The sequence below is a fragment of the Paracoccus beibuensis genome, from assembly GCF_026162625.1.
Lineage (GTDB): Bacteria > Pseudomonadota > Alphaproteobacteria > Rhodobacterales > Rhodobacteraceae > Paracoccus > Paracoccus beibuensis.
The window spans coordinates 298,360-314,776 of the sequence record NZ_JAOTBD010000001.1 but is presented as its reverse complement, the minus strand read 5'-3'; the positions used below and the strand labels follow the sequence as shown (position 1 = coordinate 314,776).

Annotated in this window: 10 protein-coding genes; all 10 read right to left on the bottom strand. The window is 64.1% G+C overall.

Annotated elements, in window-relative coordinates; genetic code table 11:
* Positions 1-175: 175 nt before the first annotated feature.
* Positions 176-1,351: an elongation factor Tu gene (gene tuf, locus OC159_RS01705; RefSeq protein WP_265499280.1), complete on the bottom strand. Its 1,176-nt coding sequence runs from the start codon at positions 1,349-1,351 to the stop codon at positions 176-178.
* Between the two features lie 61 nt (positions 1,352-1,412).
* On the bottom strand, positions 1,413-3,536 hold the full coding sequence (gene fusA, locus OC159_RS01700) for an elongation factor G (protein WP_265499410.1): 2,124 nt from the start codon (positions 3,534-3,536) through the stop codon (positions 1,413-1,415).
* Between the two features lie 18 nt (positions 3,537-3,554).
* On the bottom strand, positions 3,555-4,025 hold the full coding sequence (gene rpsG / locus OC159_RS01695) for a 30S ribosomal protein S7 (protein ID WP_265499409.1): 471 nt from the start codon (positions 4,023-4,025) through the stop codon (positions 3,555-3,557).
* Between the two features lie 12 nt (positions 4,026-4,037).
* Positions 4,038-4,409, bottom strand: a complete 372-nt coding sequence (rpsL, locus tag OC159_RS01690) for a 30S ribosomal protein S12 (protein ID WP_022705687.1) — start codon at positions 4,407-4,409, stop codon at positions 4,038-4,040.
* Between the two features lie 230 nt (positions 4,410-4,639).
* Entirely contained in the window at positions 4,640-5,479 is an 840-nt protein-coding gene (locus OC159_RS01685; protein ID WP_265499408.1) for a glycosyltransferase, read from the bottom strand.
* A complete protein-coding gene (locus tag OC159_RS01680; protein ID WP_265499407.1) occupies positions 5,479-6,417 on the bottom strand; it encodes a DMT family transporter in 939 nt (312 codons plus the stop codon). Before OC159_RS01680 ends, OC159_RS01685 begins: the two co-directional genes overlap by 1 nt.
* Positions 6,418-6,689: 272 nt before the next feature.
* Positions 6,690-10,946 carry a DNA-directed RNA polymerase subunit beta' gene (rpoC, locus tag OC159_RS01675; RefSeq protein ID WP_265499406.1) on the bottom strand — a complete coding sequence of 1,419 codons (4,257 nt, stop codon included), beginning with the start codon at positions 10,944-10,946 and terminating at the stop codon, positions 6,690-6,692.
* A 50-nt stretch (positions 10,947-10,996) separates the two neighbouring features.
* Positions 10,997-15,142, bottom strand: a complete 4,146-nt coding sequence (rpoB, locus tag OC159_RS01670; RefSeq protein WP_265499405.1) for a DNA-directed RNA polymerase subunit beta — start codon at positions 15,140-15,142, stop codon at positions 10,997-10,999.
* A 227-nt stretch (positions 15,143-15,369) separates the two neighbouring features.
* The gene (rplL, locus tag OC159_RS01665) at positions 15,370-15,741 is read right to left on the bottom strand and encodes a 50S ribosomal protein L7/L12 (RefSeq protein ID WP_265499404.1); all 372 of its coding nucleotides are present in this window, start codon (positions 15,739-15,741) and stop codon (positions 15,370-15,372) included.
* A 65-nt stretch (positions 15,742-15,806) separates the two neighbouring features.
* Positions 15,807-16,322, bottom strand: coding sequence for a 50S ribosomal protein L10 (gene rplJ, locus OC159_RS01660; protein ID WP_265499403.1), 516 nt, complete (start codon positions 16,320-16,322; stop codon positions 15,807-15,809).
* Positions 16,323-16,417: the final 95 nt, after the last annotated feature.

Below are 16,417 nucleotides of genomic sequence, written 5' to 3'. Positions count from 1 at the left end.
ATCACAGCTCCGGAATTCGCAAGGTTTCAAGCCTCAGCATACGAAACCTTGCAATTCCACGCTACCGTCTTGGCACAATCACCCAGCAAATGCAGGTCGTTCCGACTTATTCAGGGCGAACTAAAGAAAAGGGCCGCCCGATTGGGCGGCCCTTTCTAGATCGATCTGTCTCGGATCACTGGATGATCTTGGAGACCACGCCGGCGCCGACGGTGCGGCCGCCTTCGCGGATGGCGAAGCGCAGCTTTTCTTCCATCGCGATCGGGGCGATCAGCTCGACCTCGAACTTCAGGTTGTCGCCCGGCATCACCATCTCGGTGCCTTCCGGCAGCTTCACGGTGCCCGTCACGTCCGTCGTGCGGAAGTAGAACTGCGGGCGATAGTTCGCGAAGAACGGCGTGTGGCGGCCGCCTTCTTCCTTGGTCAGGATGTAGGCCTCGGCCTCGAACTTGGTGTGCGGCTTGACCGAACCCGGCTTGCACAGCACCTGGCCGCGCTCGACGCCTTCACGGTCCACGCCGCGCAGCAGCGCGCCGATGTTGTCGCCGGCCTCGCCGCGGTCCAGCAGCTTGCGGAACATCTCGACGCCCGTGCAGGTGGTCTTGCGGGTGTCGCGGATGCCCACGATCTCCAGTTCGTCGCCGACGTTGACGGCGCCGCGCTCGACGCGACCGGTCACCACGGTGCCGCGGCCCGAGATCGAGAACACGTCCTCGATCGGCATCAGGAACGGCTGGTCCACGGCGCGCTCGGGCGTCGGGATGTATTCGTCGACGGCGGCGATCAGCGCGCGGATCGAGTCCTCGCCGATGGCGTTGTCGCGGCCTTCCATCGCGGCCAGGGCCGAGCCCTTGATGATCGGGATGTCGTCGCCCGGATAGTCGTAGGAGGACAGAAGTTCCCGCACCTCCATCTCGACCAGCTCCAGCAGTTCCTCGTCATCCACCTGGTCGACCTTGTTGAGGTAGACGACCATGTAGGGAATGCCGACCTGGCGGCCCAGCAGGATGTGCTCGCGCGTCTGCGGCATGGGGCCGTCGGCGGCGTTCACGACCAGGATCGCGCCGTCCATCTGCGCCGCACCGGTGATCATGTTCTTCACGTAGTCGGCGTGGCCCGGGCAGTCCACGTGCGCATAGTGGCGGTTCTCGGACTCGTATTCCACGTGCGCGGTCGAGATCGTGATCCCGCGGGCCTTCTCCTCGGGTGCGCCGTCGATCTGGTCATAGGCGCGGAATTCGCCGAAGTACTTCGTGATCGCCGCCGTCAGCGTCGTCTTGCCGTGGTCAACGTGACCAATGGTCCCGATGTTGACGTGCGGTTTGTTCCGTTCAAACTTTGCCTTTGCCATGGAATGGCTCCTTGTTCTTCAATGCTTGTAAAGTGGCGGGGCATGACGCCCCGCCGCAAGATCAGGCGTATTTCTTCTGGATCTCGTCCGAGATGTTCTGCGGCACGGCCTCGTAGTGGTCGAACTGCATCGAGAACACCGCACGACCAGACGACATCGAGCGCAGGTTGTTGATGTAGCCGAACATGTTGGCCAGCGGCACAAAGCAGTCGATGACGTTCGCGTTGCCGCGGCTGTCCTGACCGCGAACCATGCCGCGACGGCTGGTCAGGTCGCCGATGATCGAGCCGGTATATTCTTCCGGCGTCACAACCTCGACCTTCATGATCGGTTCCAGCAGCTTGGCGCCGGCCTTCCGCAGGCCCTCACGCATTGCCGCACGGGCTGCGATTTCGAAGGCCAGGACCGAGGAGTCGACGTCGTGGAAGGCACCGTCCGTCAGCGCGACCTTGAAGTCGATCACGGGAAAGCCTGCCAGCGGGCCAGAGTCCATGACGGACTTGATGCCCTTCTCGACGCCGGGGATGTATTCCTTCGGCACCGCACCGCCCACGATCTTGCTTTCGAACGAATAGCCTTCGCCCGGCTCGGTCGGGGTGATGGTCAGCTTCACGCGCGCGAACTGGCCGGTACCACCGGTCTGTTTCTTGTGCGTGTAGTCGATGTCGGCCTCGTTCGAGATGGTCTCGCGATAGGCCACCTGCGGCGCACCGATGTTCGCCTCGACCTTGAACTCGCGTTTCATCCGGTCGACCAGGATGTCGAGGTGGAGTTCGCCCATGCCCTTCATGATCGTCTGGCCCGATTCCAGATCGGTCTCGACACGGAAGGACGGATCCTCGGCAGCCAGGCGCTGAAGGGCGAGGCCCATCTTCTCTTGGTCGGCCTTCGACTTGGGCTCGACGGCGATCTCGATGACCGGCTCGGGGAAGGTCATCGTTTCCAGAACCACGGGGTTGGCCGGGTCGCACAGCGTGTCGCCCGTGGTGGTTTCCTTCAGACCGGCCAGCGCGATGATGTCGCCTGCAAAGGCTTCCTCGATTTCCTCACGGTTGATCGAGTGCATCATCATCATGCGGCCAACACGCTCACGCTTGCCCTTCGTGGCGTTCATCATCTGATCGCCCTTCTTCAGCACGCCCGAATAGATGCGCGTGAAGGTCAGCGAACCCACGAAAGGGTCGTTCATGATCTTGAACGCGAGGCCCGAGAAGGGCTGCGCATCATCGGCGCGACGCTCGATGTTGCGGCTTTCGCTCTCGTCACCCGGAAGGAAGCCCATGTAGGGGGGCACGTCGAGCGGGTTCGGAAGGAAATCGATGACCGAGTTCAGGAGGGGTTGCACGCCCTTGTTCTTGAACGAGGAGCCAGCCGTGACCGGGAAGAATGACAGCGACAATGTGCCCTTGCGGATCAGCGCGCGCAGGGTCGCCTCGTCAGGCTCGTTGCCTTCCAGATAGGCTTCCATTGCGGCGTCGTCCTGCTCGACGGCAAGCTCGACCAGGTTCGAACGCCATTCGTCTGCCAGGTCCTTCAGCTCGTCACGGATCGGCTGACGGGTCCAGGACGCGCCCAGATCCTCGCCGCGCCAGGTCCACTCTTCCATCTTGATCAGGTCGATGATGCCTTCCAGCTTGTCCTCGGCGCCGATCGGCAGGGCGATCGGGCACGGGGTGCCGCCGGTGCGGTCCTTGATCATCTTCACGCAGTTGAAGAAGTCGGCGCCGATCTTGTCCATCTTGTTGACGAACACGATCCGCGGGACCTTGTAGCGGTCGGCCTGGCGCCAGACGGTCTCGGTCTGCGGCTCGACGCCGGCGTTGGCGTCCAGCAGGCAGATCGCGCCGTCCAGCACGGCCAGCGAACGCTCGACCTCGATGGTGAAGTCGACGTGACCCGGGGTGTCGATGATGTTGAAGCGGTACTTGGTGTCCGAAGTCCCCTCGGTGGTGGGGTCTTCCTGACGCTGCCAGAACGTGGTGGTCGCGGCAGACGTGATCGTGATGCCGCGTTCCTGCTCTTGCTCCATCCAGTCCATGGTCGCAGCGCCGTCATGCACTTCGCCGATCTTGTGCGACTTGCCCGTGTAGAAAAGGATGCGCTCGGTCGTCGTCGTCTTGCCGGCATCGATGTGGGCCATGATGCCGAAGTTGCGATAACGCGGAAGCTGATATTCGCGTGCCATGAATTGGATCCTTTCGCCTTACCAGCGGTAGTGGCTGAACGCCTTGTTGGCGTCGGCCATCTTGTGCGTATCTTCGCGCTTCTTGACGGCGGTGCCGCGGCCGTTGACGGCATCGGACAGCTCGCCCGCAAGGCGCTCTTCCATCGTGTTCTCGTTGCGCTTGGCGGCAGCCGTGATCAGCCAGCGGATGGCCAGGGCCTCGCGGCGGATCGGGCGAACCTCGACGGGAACCTGGTAGGTGGCACCACCGACGCGGCGCGAACGCACTTCGACGGACGGCTTCACGTTGTCGAGCGCCTCGTGGAAGACTTCGATCGGCTCGCGCTTCAGGCGGGTCTGAACGCGGTCGAGCGCGTTGTAGACGATCCGCTCGGCGGTCGATTTCTTGCCGTCAACCATCAGGTTGTTCATGAATTTGGTCAGCACGCGATCGCCAAATTTGGCGTCGGGCAGAACTTCGCGCTTTTCAGCGGCGTGACGACGGGACATTGATGCCTCTCCTTACTTCGGACGCTTCGCGCCGTATTTCGAACGACGCTGGCGACGATCCTTGACGCCCTGGGTATCCAGCACACCGCGCAGGATGTGGTAACGGACACCCGGAAGGTCTTTCACGCGGCCGCCGCGGATCAGCACGACGCTGTGTTCCTGCAGGTTGTGCTTTTCGCCCGGAATGTAGGAGATGACCTCGAAGCCATTCGTCAGGCGGACCTTGGCCACCTTACGCATAGCGGAGTTCGGTTTCTTCGGCGTCGTGGTGTAGACGCGCGTGCAGACGCCGCGCTTCTGCGGGCAGCCCTGAAGGTGCTGCGACTTCGAGCGCTGCACTTTCGGCTGCCGCGGCTTGCGGATCAGCTGTTGGATCGTCGGCATTCGGTTCCCCGTCTTGCTCTGTCAATACTCGCAACCATCTGGTTGCGCCACTTCTCGACGGCACCTTGCGCGAATCGCAAAATGCCAAGCCCGTCCGGCCCATGGCGGGCTGACGGGCGTAATTCCAGAGGATCGGGGCAGAATCGGCCCGGATCGTGACCTCATAGGTTCTGGCACCCGATACGGTTTCCCGCCGGGTAGCGGGGCTATAAGGGGAATCCCCGGTGCTGTCAACAAGCCCCCCCTGCCCCACGCGGGTTCAACCGCCGCGCCAGATCCTCGAGGTCGCCCCGGCGCAAGCCGAAGCGCTCGCGCAGGATCGCGTCCAGGGCCCCGTCCCCCGGCTGCCAGGGAAGCCCCGGCCCCATGTCCCCGGAATCGCTGTCGCAGTGGATCGACCGGATGAACATCGTCCGGCGATTCACCTGCACCCGCGGCATCCACTGCGCCAGCTTCGTGTGGTTATAGTGCAGGGCCGTTTCATCGGCCTCGGGGCGCAGGAAGATCGTCAGCGCGACGCCCATGTCGTGGCAGATGCGGGGCGTGATCCGCAGCCGGCCCTCCCGCGCCTCGACCATCAGGCCGCGACCATAGTCGAGCGACAGCTTGCCCTCGGCACGCCACAGGCCCTCGACCCGGCTGAAGTCGGCCCGCGTTTGCGCGACATAGTCCAGCGCCACGGCGTCGTCGTCGTCGTGGCGGAAGTGCCCGACCACCTCCGCTTCCGGATCGACATGGGGCGCGACCGCAGCGCGGCAGGCCTGCAGGTGATAGTTCAACGGCGGCACCAGCGACAGCCGCAGCTGGGGAACGCCGTCGCAGAGCTCCTGCAGCCGGCCCAGCCACGGCTGCGGCAGGTCCGGCCCGGTCATCACCACCAGCGTGAAGTCGGGATCAGTCTGGTCCAGCCAGCCGGGCACGGCGACCGTTTCGAACCACTGCCACCGCCGCGCCAGCCGGTTGGGGTCATAGAGGTAGCCGCGCCGCGCCTCGATGCTGTCATGGTCGACCTGATAGCCGCGCATCCCCAGATAGGAAAAGCGGCAGAGGCCCAGCATCTGCACCCGCATCAGCGCTGGCGCCCCAGCTGCGCCTCGCGCCAGATCGTATAGATGCCAGCACCGACGACCAAGGCCGACCCGACCCAGGTCCAGAGGTCCGGCCAGTCGCCGAAGATCAGCAGCCCCAGGACGATCGCCATCAGCAGCGATGTATAGCGGAAGGGCGCGACGGCCGCGATTTCTCCGATGCGCATGGCGGCGACCGCCGACATGTAGGCGATGGTCAGGAAGACGCCCGATAGGACCATCAGCAGCGCCTGGCGCAGATCGGGCATCACCCAGCCCTGTCCCATGCTCAGCACCAGGCCCACCAACGTCACCGTCACCGCGGCATAAAAGGCGATGGTCGAGGATTTGACGTCGCTGGTGAAGCGCCGTGTCGACAGGTCACGCAGCGCGACCAGCAGCATCGCCCCCAGCGCAACCAGCGACCAGATGCCGAAGGTGCCACTGCCCGGACGCAGGATGATCAGCACGCCGACCATGCCGGCGCCCACGGCCAGCATGCGGCGCCAGCCCAGGCTCTCGCCGAAGAACAGGGCCGCGCCCAGCATGACCACCAGCGGCAGGGACTGCATCACGGCGGTCAGGTCGGCGATCTCCATCCGGGTCAGAGCGTTCAGGAACAGCAACGTCGAGCCGACCTCTCCGATCAGCCGCAGCGCCATCGGCCACCGCATCGGCGCCGCGATCCGCAGGCGCAGCCCACCGCCGCGCTGCGCCAGCAGCAACAGCGCCAGCATGACGACGACACCACGCAGGGTGATCGCCTGATAGAGGGGCACGTCCTGCGTGACGTACTTGATGACGGCGTCGTTGCAGCCGAAGCACATCATCGACAGCGTCATCAGACCGGCGCCCCTCAGGTTGTCGCCGGGTTTCAGGGGCGCAGGCCGGATCGAGGCGGGGCGGGTTCGCCGAAGGGGAGAGATGATCGAGGCGGGCATTGGATCGGTCCGTTTCTGGGGAATGGAAGGTCGCGGGATCAGGCGACCTTCAACCCCTGCCACGGAGGCAGCACCCAGGCGGGCCACGGCTGCCGCGATGACCCGGGCCAACACGGGCGGCGCAGGGGCAAGCGGGGCAGATGCGGGACGGGGCGGCGCATGGTCGATCCTTGGGAAAGCCGCGCCAGTATGTTCAGGGACGGGAACAAAGCAACCCGAAAGACAAGGGCCCGGCATTTTGCCGGGCCCTTGCAATGGTCAGGGTCGGGCGATCATTCCTCGCCCTGGTCCTCGCGCCGCTCGAACAGCGCGTCCGCGCTCGTGCTGGACGCCATCGACCTTTCGAGGTTCGGCTCGGGCGCCGCAAGGGCGGCCGCGGCCTCGGCCTCGGCGCGACGCGCCTCGATCACCTCGGCGTCCCGCTCGGTCGCAATTCGACGGACCCGAGAGGTCGCGCCACCGGTGCCCGCCGGGATCAGGCGGCCGACGATCACGTTCTCCTTCAGGCCGACCAGCTTGTCGCGCTTGCCTTGGACGGCAGCCTCGGTCAGCACGCGGGTCGTCTCCTGGAAGGACGCCGCCGAGATGAAGCTGCGGGTCTGCAGCGACGCCTTGGTGATGCCCAAGAGAACCGGCTCGCCCACGGCGGGACGTCCGCCGCGCGCCTCGACCTTGGAGTTCTCTTCCTCGAACTCGTCACGCTCGACATGCTCGCCCTTCAGCAGCGTGGTCTCGCCGCTGTCGAGGATCTCGATCTTCTGCAGCATCTGGCGAACGATCACCTCGATGTGCTTGTCGTTGATCTTCACGCCCTGCAGTCGATAGACGTCCTGCACCTCGTCGATGAGATAGTCGGCCAAAGCCTCGATCCCCATGATGCGCAGGATGTCATGCGGCGCCGGGTTGCCGTCCATGATGTAGTCACCCTTCTGCACGAAGTCGCCTTCCTGCACCGGGATGTGCTTGCCTTTCGGCACCATGTACTCGACGGGCGCGTGACCCTCCTCGGACGACTCGATGGAGATGCGGCGCTTGTTCTTGTAGTCCTTGCCGAAGCGCACATAGCCGTCGATTTCCGCGATGATGGCGTGATCCTTGGGACGACGGGCCTCGAACAGCTCGGCCACACGCGGCAGGCCGCCGGTGATGTCCTTGGTCCGGGCGCCTTCCCGCGGAATACGTGCCACCACGTCGCCGGCGCGGATGTCCTGCCCTTCCTCGATCGAGAGGATGGCGTCCACCGACATGGGGTAGCTGACCGGGTTGCCCTGGTCGTTGCGCACCGGCTCGCCGTTGGCGTCCATGATGATGATCTCGGGCTTGAGGTCATTGCCTTTCGGCGCCGACCGCCAGTCCGTGACGATCTTCTGGGTCATGCCGGTGGCTTCGTCGGTCTCGTCGCGGACCGAAATCCCCGACAGCAGGTCGACGAACTTCGCCACGCCGCCCTTTTCCGCGATGATCGGCAGGGTGTAGGGGTCCCACTCGAACAGCTTGGCGCCGCGCGTCACGCTCTCGCCGTCCTTCACGAACAGCTTCGAGCCGTAGAACAGCTTGTGGGTCGCACGCTCCTGCCCCTGCTCGTCCACGACGACCAGCTGCATGTTGCGCGACATCACGATCTGTTCGCCGTTGGCGTTGGTCAGCGTGCTTTCGTTGCGGAACTCCACCTTGCCCTCGTGCGAGGCCGCCTGGAACGACTGCTGGCCGCCCTGCGCGATGCCGCCGATGTGGAAGGTCCGCATCGTCAGCTGGGTGCCCGGTTCACCGATCGACTGCGCCGCGATGATGCCGACAGCCTCGCCGATGTTGACCAACGTGCCGCGGGCCAGGTCGCGGCCATAGCAGAGCGCGCAGATCCCGTCCTCGGATTCGCAGGTCAGGGCCGAGCGGATGCGCACGGACTGCACGCCCGCCGCCTCGATGGCGTCGGCCTTGCGCTCGTCGATCACCTCGTTGCCGCGGACGATGATCTCGTCGCTGCCCGGCACCAGCACGTCCTCGGCCGCGGTCCGGCCCAGCACGCGTTCGGACAGCGGGCTGATCACCTCGCCGTCGTTCACGGCAGCGGATGCCGTGATCGCCCGCTCGGTGCCGCAATCATGCTCGCGGATGATGCAGTCCTGCGCCACGTCCACCAGACGACGCGTCAGATATCCCGAGTTCGCCGTCTTCAACGCGGTGTCCGACAGACCCTTCCGGGCGCCGTGGGTCGAGTTGAAGTATTCAAGAACGGTCAGACCTTCCTTGAAGTTCGAGATGATCGGCGTCTCGATGATCTCGCCCGACGGCTTGGCCATCAGGCCCCGCATGCCGCCCAACTGCTTCATCTGGTTGACCGAACCCCGCGCACCGGAATGCGCCATCATGTAGACCGAGTTCGGCTCCATCTCGGCGCCGTTCTCGTCGCGCTTGTTGGCCGAGATGGTGGACATCATGGCCTCGGTCACGCGGTCGTTGCACTTCGACCAGGCGTCCACGACCTTGTTGTACTTCTCGCCCTGGGTGATCAGGCCGTCCAGATACTGCTGTTCGAACTCCTTCACCTGCTCCTGGACTTCCTCGACGATCGACCACTTGTTGTCGGGCACGACCATGTCGTCCTTGCCGAAGCTGATGCCGGCACGGAACGCTTCCTTGAAGCCCAGACCCATGATCTGGTCGCAGAAGATCACCGACTCCTTCTGGCCGCAGTAGCGGTAGACGGTGTCGATGACGACCTGGACGTCCTTCTTGCGCAGAAGCCGGTTGACCAGTTCGAACGGTGCCTTGGCGTTCATCGGCAAAAGCGCGCCAAGCCGCATCCGGCCCGGCGTCGTCTCGTACCGCTTGACGACCTCGTTGCCGTTCTCGTCCACCTGGCGGATGCGCGAGGTGATCTTGGCGTGCAGGTGCACCTCGCCAGCGGCCAGGGCATGCTCGACTTCCTCGATGTTCGAGAAGGTCATGCCCTCGCCCTTCATCCCGTCGCGCTGCATCGAGACGTAGTAGAGGCCCAAAATCATGTCCTGCGACGGAACGATGATCGGCGCGCCGTTGGCGGGCGACAGGACGTTGTTCGTCGACATCATCAGGACGCGCGCTTCCAGCTGCGCTTCCAGCGACAGCGGAACGTGCACGGCCATCTGGTCGCCGTCGAAGTCGGCGTTGAATGCCGAACAGACCAGCGGGTGCAGCTGGATCGCCTTGCCCTCGATCAGGATCGGCTCGAACGCCTGGATGCCAAGACGGTGCAGCGTGGGCGCGCGGTTCAGCAGGACCGGGTGCTCGCGGATGACCTCGTCCAGGATGTCCCAGACCTCGGGGCGTTCCTTCTCGACCAGCTTCTTGGCCTGCTTGACGGTGCTCGAAAGCCCCTTCGCCTCAAGCCGCGAATAGATGAACGGCTTGAACAGCTCCAGGGCCATCTTCTTGGGCAGACCGCACTGGTGCAGCTTCAGTTCGGGGCCGGTCACGATGACCGAACGACCCGAGAAGTCGACGCGCTTGCCCAGAAGGTTCTGGCGGAAGCGGCCCTGCTTGCCCTTCAGCATGTCCGACAGCGACTTCAGCGGGCGACGGTTGTTGCCCGTGATGACGCGGCCGCGACGGCCGTTGTCGAACAGCGCGTCGACCGATTCCTGCAGCATGCGCTTTTCGTTGCGCACGATGATGTCGGGCGCGCGCAGCTCGATCAGCCGCTTGAGGCGGTTGTTCCGGTTGATGACCCGGCGATAGAGATCGTTGAGGTCCGAGGTCGCGAAGCGGCCGCCGTCCAGCGGGACCAGCGGGCGCAGTTCCGGCGGAATGACCGGGATCACGGTCAGGACCATCCATTCCGGACGGTTGCCCGACTCCAGGAAGGACTCGACGATCTTCAGGCGCTTGATGATCTTCTTGGGCTTCAGCTCGCCCGTGGCGACCTTCAGGTCCTCGCGCAGCTGGTCGGCCGTGGCCGCCAGGTCAATGTTGGCCAACATGGCGCGGATCGCTTCAGCGCCGATATCGGCCTGGAACGCGTCGGCGCCATAATTGTCCTGCGCGTCGAGGTACTCCTCTTCGCTCAGCAGCTGCCCGTAGGTCAGGTCGGTCAGGCCCGGCTCGATGACGACGTAGTTCTCGAAATAGAGAATCCGCTCCAGATCGCGCAGCGTCATGTCCAGCATCAGGCCGATGCGCGACGGCAGCGACTTGAGGAACCAGATATGCGCCACGGGGGCGGCCAGTTCGATATGGCCCATGCGCTCGCGCCGGACCTTCTGAAGGGTGACCTCCACGCCGCATTTCTCGCAGACGAGGCCGCGATACTTCATGCGCTTGTACTTGCCGCAGAGGCACTCGTAGTCCTTGATCGGACCGAAGATGCGCGCGCAGAACAGGCCGTCACGCTCGGGCTTGAACGTGCGGTAGTTGATGGTCTCGGGCTTCTTCACCTCGCCGAAGGACCAGGCGAGAATTTCCTCGGGCGAGGCCAGCGAGATCTTGATTTCGTCGAACTGCCGCGGCGGGGCCAGCGGGTTCAGGAGGTTGGTGGCGAGTTCCTGGTTCATTTCCAATTCCTAATGAAGGGCACGGGCGGGCGAAGTGAGGGCAGAAGCCCTCACTCCTCTTCCTCCGCATCCAGGAGTTCCATGTTGAGGCCCAGACCCCGGACCTCCTTGACCAGCACGTTGAACGATTCCGGCACGCCGGCCTCGAAGTTGTCCTCGCCCTTGACGATGGACTCGTAGACCTTGGTGCGGCCGGCGACGTCATCCGACTTGACGGTCAGCATCTCCTGCAGGGTGTAGGCGGCGCCATAGGCCTCCAGGGCCCAGACCTCCATCTCACCCAGGCGCTGGCCACCGAACTGGGCCTTACCGCCCAGGGGCTGCTGCGTGACAAGGCTGTACGGACCCGTGGAACGGGCGTGCATCTTGTCATCCACAAGGTGGTGCAGCTTCAGGACGTACTTCATCCCGACGGTGACCTTGCGGGCGAACTGTTCGCCCGTGCGGCCGTCGAACACCACCGACTGCCCCGAGGTGTCGAACCCGGCACGCGTCAGCGCGTCGTTCACGTCAGCCTCTTTCGCGCCGTCGAAGACCGGCGTGGCGATCGGCACGCCCGCGCGCACCGTTCCGGCGTGCTCGCGCAGCGTCTCGTCGTCCATGTCCTCGAAGGTTTCCGAGTACAGATCGTCGCCATAGCCGATGCGCATCGCTTCGCGGACAGGGGTCATGTCGCCGTTGCGCCGGTATTCCTCCAGCGCCTCGTCGATCTTCAGGCCCAGACCGCGGCTCGCCCAACCCATGTGGGTTTCCAGGATCTGGCCCACGTTCATGCGCGACGGCACGCCCAGAGGGTTCAGAACCAGGTCGACAGGAGTGCCGTCCGCCAGGAACGGCATGTCCTCCATCGGGACGACCTTGGACACGACGCCCTTGTTGCCGTGACGACCGGCCATCTTGTCACCCGCCTGAAGCTTGCGCTTCACGGCGACGAAGACCTTGACCATCTTCATCACGCCCGGCGGCAGGTCGTCGCCCTGGCGGACCTTCTCGACCTTGTCCTCGAAGCGCGCTTCCAGCAGCTTCTTCTGGGTGTCGTACTGGCCGTTCAGCGCCTCGACTTCCTTGGCGGTATCCTCCTCGGACACGGCAAGCTGCCACCACTGACCGCGCGACAGCGTGCCCAGCAGGTCCTCGGTGATCTCGCTGTTGGCCTTGATGCCCTTCGGGCCCTTCAGCGCAACCTTGCCCAGGATCAGCGACTTCAAACGCGCGTAGATATTGCGGTCCAGGATCGCCTGTTCGTCGTCGCGGTCGCGCGCCAGACGCTCGACTTCCTCGCGTTCAATCTGCAGTGCGCGTTCGTCCTTGTCCACACCGTGGCGGTTGAAGACACGCACCTCGACGATCGTGCCATAGGCCCCCGGCGGCAGACGCAGGGACGTGTCGCGCACGTCGCTGGCCTTTTCACCGAAGATGGCGCGCAGCAGCTTTTCTTCCGGCGTCATCGGGCTTTCGCCCTTGGGGGTGATCTTGCCCACCAGGATGTCGCCCGGCCCGACCTCGGCACCGATATAGACGATGCCGGCTTCATCCAGGTTCCGCAGGGCTTCTTCGCCCACGTTCGGGATGTCGCGCGTGATCTCCTCGGGCCCAAGTTTGGTGTCGCGGGCCGCCACTTCGTATTCGTCAATATGGATCGAGGTGAACACGTCGTCCCGGTGGATCCGCTCACTGATCAGGATCGAGTCCTCGTAGTTGTAGCCGTTCCACGGCATGAACGCGACGACCACGTTCCGGCCGATGGCCAGTTCGCCCTGGTCCGTCGACGGACCGTCCGCGATCACCTGGTTGGCCGAGACCTTCTCGCCGACCTTCACCAGCGGACGCTGGTTGATGGTCGAGGACTGGTTCGACCGCTTGAACTTGCGCAGACGATAGATGTCAACGCCCGCATCGCCGGCTTCCAGGTTCTCGGTCGCGCGGACAACGATCCGCTGCGCATCGACCTGGTCGATGACGCCGCCACGACGTGCGGTGATGGCCGCACCCGAATCGCGGGCCACGACGGCTTCCATGCCGGTGCCGACGAACGGCGCCTCGGCCCGCAGAAGCGGCACGGCCTGACGCTGCATGTTCGAGCCCATCAGCGCACGGTTGGCGTCGTCGTTTTCCAGGAACGGGATCAGCGCCGCGGCCACGGACACCAGCTGCTTGGGCGACACGTCGATCAGGTCGATCGCGTCCACCGGGTTAAGCATGAAGTCGCCCGACTGACGGGTGCTGATCAGTTCGTCGACGAAGTTGCCCTCGGCGTCCAGCGTCGCGTTGGCCTGCGCCACGGTGTGACGCATTTCCTCGGTCGCGGACATGTAGACCACGTCGTCCGTCACCTTGCCCTCGATCACCTTGCGGTAGGGGGTCTCGATGAAGCCGTACTTGTTCACCCGCGCGAAGGTCGCGAGACTGTTGATCAGACCGATGTTCTGACCTTCCGGCGTCTCGATCGGGCACATCCGGCCATAGTGGGTCGGGTGAACGTCGCGAACCTCGAAGCCAGCACGCTCGCGCGTCAGACCGCCCGGCCCAAGGGCCGATAGACGACGCTTGTGCGTGACTTCGGACAGCGGATTCGTCTGGTCCATGAACTGCGACAGCTGCGAGGAGCCGAAGAATTCCCGCACCGCAGCCGCCGCCGGCTTCGCGTTGATCAGGTCCTGCGGCATGACGGTGTCGATCTCGACCCCCGACATGCGCTCGCGGATGGCACGTTCCATGCGCAGCAGGCCGACGCGGTACTGGTTCTCCATCAGTTCGCCGACCGAGCGAACCCGGCGGTTGCCCAGGTGGTCGATGTCGTCGATCTCGCCCTTGCCGTCGCGCAGCTCCACCAGGCCGCGGATGCAGGCCACGATGTCGTCATGGCGCAGCGTGCGCTGCGTGTCCGGCGCGTCCAGGTCCAGGCGCATGTTCATCTTGACCCGGCCCACGGCGGAGAGGTCGTAACGCTCGGCGTCGAAGAACAGGCTGTTGAACAGGGTCTGCGCGGCCTCGACCGTGGGCGGCTCGCCCGGCCGCATGACGCGATAGATGTCCATCAGGGCACCTTCGCGGTTCATGTTCTTGTCGGCCGCCATCGTGTTGCGGATGTAGGGGCCCACGTTGACATGGTCGATGTCCAGCACCGGAACATCGGTGATGTCGTTGTCCAGCAGGACCTTCAGCAGGCCGCCGGACAGGTCGCCCTGCTTGTCGTATTCGGCCGTGATCTCGTCGCCGGCCTCGGCATAGATGAAGCCGGTCTCGTCGTTGACGATGTCCTTGGCGACGAAACGGCCCACGATGCGCTCGAACGGGACATAAAGGTTCAGCGGGCCGTCCGCCTCCAGCAGCTTCTTGACCAGCCGCGGAGTGACCTTCTCGCCGGCCTTGGTGATGACTTCACCCGTGTCGGCGTTCACCAGGTCATAGGCGGGACGCGTGCCGCGGACGCGCTCGGGGAAGAATCGCGTGACCCAGCCCTGCTCGCGCCCCTCGCGGCGCAGGGTATAGTTCACGGTCTGGTAGAAGGCATCCATGATGCCCTCCTGGTCCATGCCGAGCGCATAGAGCAGCGTCGTCACCGGCAGCTTGCGGCGGCGGTCGATGCGCGCGAAGACAAGATCCTTGGCGTCGAATTCGAAGTCCAGCCACGACCCGCGATAGGGAATGATCCGGCAGGCGAACAGCAGCTTGCCCGACGAATGGGTCTTGCCGCGGTCATGGTCGAAGAACACGCCGGGCGACCGGTGCATCTGCGACACGACCACGCGCTCGGTTCCGTTCACGATGAACGTGCCATTCGTCGTCATCAGGGGCATGTCGCCCATGAAGACGTCCTGTTCCTTGATGTCCTTGACGGACTTGGCGCCGGTGTTCTCATCGACATCGAACACGATCAGGCGCAGGGTGACCTTCAGCGGCGCGGCATAGGTCATGTCGCGCTGCTGGCACTCGTCCACGTCGTACTTCGGACGCTCGAGTTCATATTTCACAAATTCCAGCGTGGCGGTCTCGTTGAAGTCCTTGATCGGGAACACCGACTGAAACACGCCCTGGATGCCGTCGCCGTCATTGTGGCCGGTTCCCTCGCCCGAGTTCAGGAACAGGTCATAGGACGACTTCTGAACCTCGATGAGGTTCGGCATCTGCAGGACTTCACGGATGTTGCCATAATAGCGCCGGATACGCTTCTGGCCGACATAAGCTTGCGCCATGGGGTCTTGTCACCTTTCGTCTTCGCGCGTGTCCGGGTCGGGGCCCCCGGGACACGCCTACGAAATCAGGGGTGAGGTTCCATTCGTGCCACGCGTCCCACCGCGCGGCTCCCGAACCTCGAACATGCCCTGAAGGAGTGTCTGGTTCCAGACCGCCCTTCAAGACAGGTTCGGCAGGGACCGGGAAACCCCGGACCCTGCCCTGTTCACATCGATCTTTCGACCGATTACTTCAGCTCGACCTTGGCGCCAGCGCCTTCGAGCTTTTTCTTGATCTCTTCGGCGTCGGCCTTGGAAGCGCCTTCCTTGACCTTGCCACCGGCTTCGACCAGGTCCTTGGCTTCTTTCAGGCCCAGACCGGTGATGCCGCGCACTTCCTTGATCACGTTGATCTTGTTGGCGCCGGCGTCGGTCAGGACGACGTCGAATTCGGTCTTCTCTTCTTCGGCTTCGGCAGCAGCGGCCGGGCCGGCCATCATGACGGCGCCACCGGCGGCCGGCTCGATGCCGTATTCGTCTTTGAGGATGGTCTTCAGTTCCTGGGCTTCCAGCAGGGTCAGGCCCACGATTTCTTCGGCGAGTTTCTTCAGGTCAGCCATTTTTCCGTTCTTTCCAGTTAGTGTTCCAACGTCGGGTCTTCAACCACACGATGGGATGGGGTTGCTTACGCAGCCTCACGTTCCTCAAGGGTCGTAAGGATGCTCGCGATGTTCGAAGCAGGCGCGCCAATGGCACCGGCGATGTTCGAGGCGGGCGCACCGAGGCACGACACGATCTGAGCGATGAGCTCTTCACGCGACGGCATCGAGGCGACGGCTTTCACACCGGCCGGATCCAGAGCCGAGTCACCCATGGCACCGCCCAGGATCACGAAACGTTCGTTGTCCTTGGCGTACTTGTCGGCGATCCGCGCAGCAGCGGTCGGATCCTCCGAATAGGTGAGCACGGTCATGCCCGTCAGGTAGTCGGCGATGCTTGCGCAAGGCTTACCTTCCAGGGCGATCTTGGCGAGCTTGTTCTTGGCAACGCGAACGGAACCGCCGGCTTCGCGCATGCGCGCCCGCAGGTCCTGCATATGTGCAACCGTCATTCCCTCGTAGTGGGCAACCACCACGACGCCAGAGCTTTCAAAGATCTGGCCGAGTTCGTCGACCACCTGTTCTTTTTGTGCTCTATCCACGGTTTCACTCCAAGTTGGGGGTTTCCCCCCGGCTCTCACTTTTCCCGGCCTGGGGCCGGGTCGGGTCCGCTAGGGCAAGATCACCCGAAGGATGA

Excerpts from the sequence above, each read along its gene's own strand:
- rpoB (WP_265499405.1), bottom strand. The coding sequence starts at position 15,142 with ATGGCGCAAGCTTATGTCGGCCAGAAGCGTATCCGGCGCTATTATGGC.
- OC159_RS01685 (WP_265499408.1), bottom strand. The coding sequence starts at position 5,479 with ATGCGGGTGCAGATGCTGGGCCTCTGCCGCTTTTCCTATCTGGGGATG.
- rpsL (WP_022705687.1), bottom strand. The coding sequence starts at position 4,409 with ATGCCGACGATCCAACAGCTGATCCGCAAGCCGCGGCAGCCGAAAGTG.
- rpoC (WP_265499406.1), bottom strand. The coding sequence starts at position 10,946 with ATGAACCAGGAACTCGCCACCAACCTCCTGAACCCGCTGGCCCCGCCG.
- rplL (WP_265499404.1), bottom strand. The coding sequence starts at position 15,741 with ATGGCTGACCTGAAGAAACTCGCCGAAGAAATCGTGGGCCTGACCCTG.
- rpsG (WP_265499409.1), bottom strand. The coding sequence starts at position 4,025 with ATGTCCCGTCGTCACGCCGCTGAAAAGCGCGAAGTTCTGCCCGACGCC.
- tuf (WP_265499280.1), bottom strand. The coding sequence starts at position 1,351 with ATGGCAAAGGCAAAGTTTGAACGGAACAAACCGCACGTCAACATCGGG.
- OC159_RS01680 (WP_265499407.1), bottom strand. The coding sequence starts at position 6,417 with ATGCCCGCCTCGATCATCTCTCCCCTTCGGCGAACCCGCCCCGCCTCG.
- fusA (WP_265499410.1), bottom strand. The coding sequence starts at position 3,536 with ATGGCACGCGAATATCAGCTTCCGCGTTATCGCAACTTCGGCATCATG.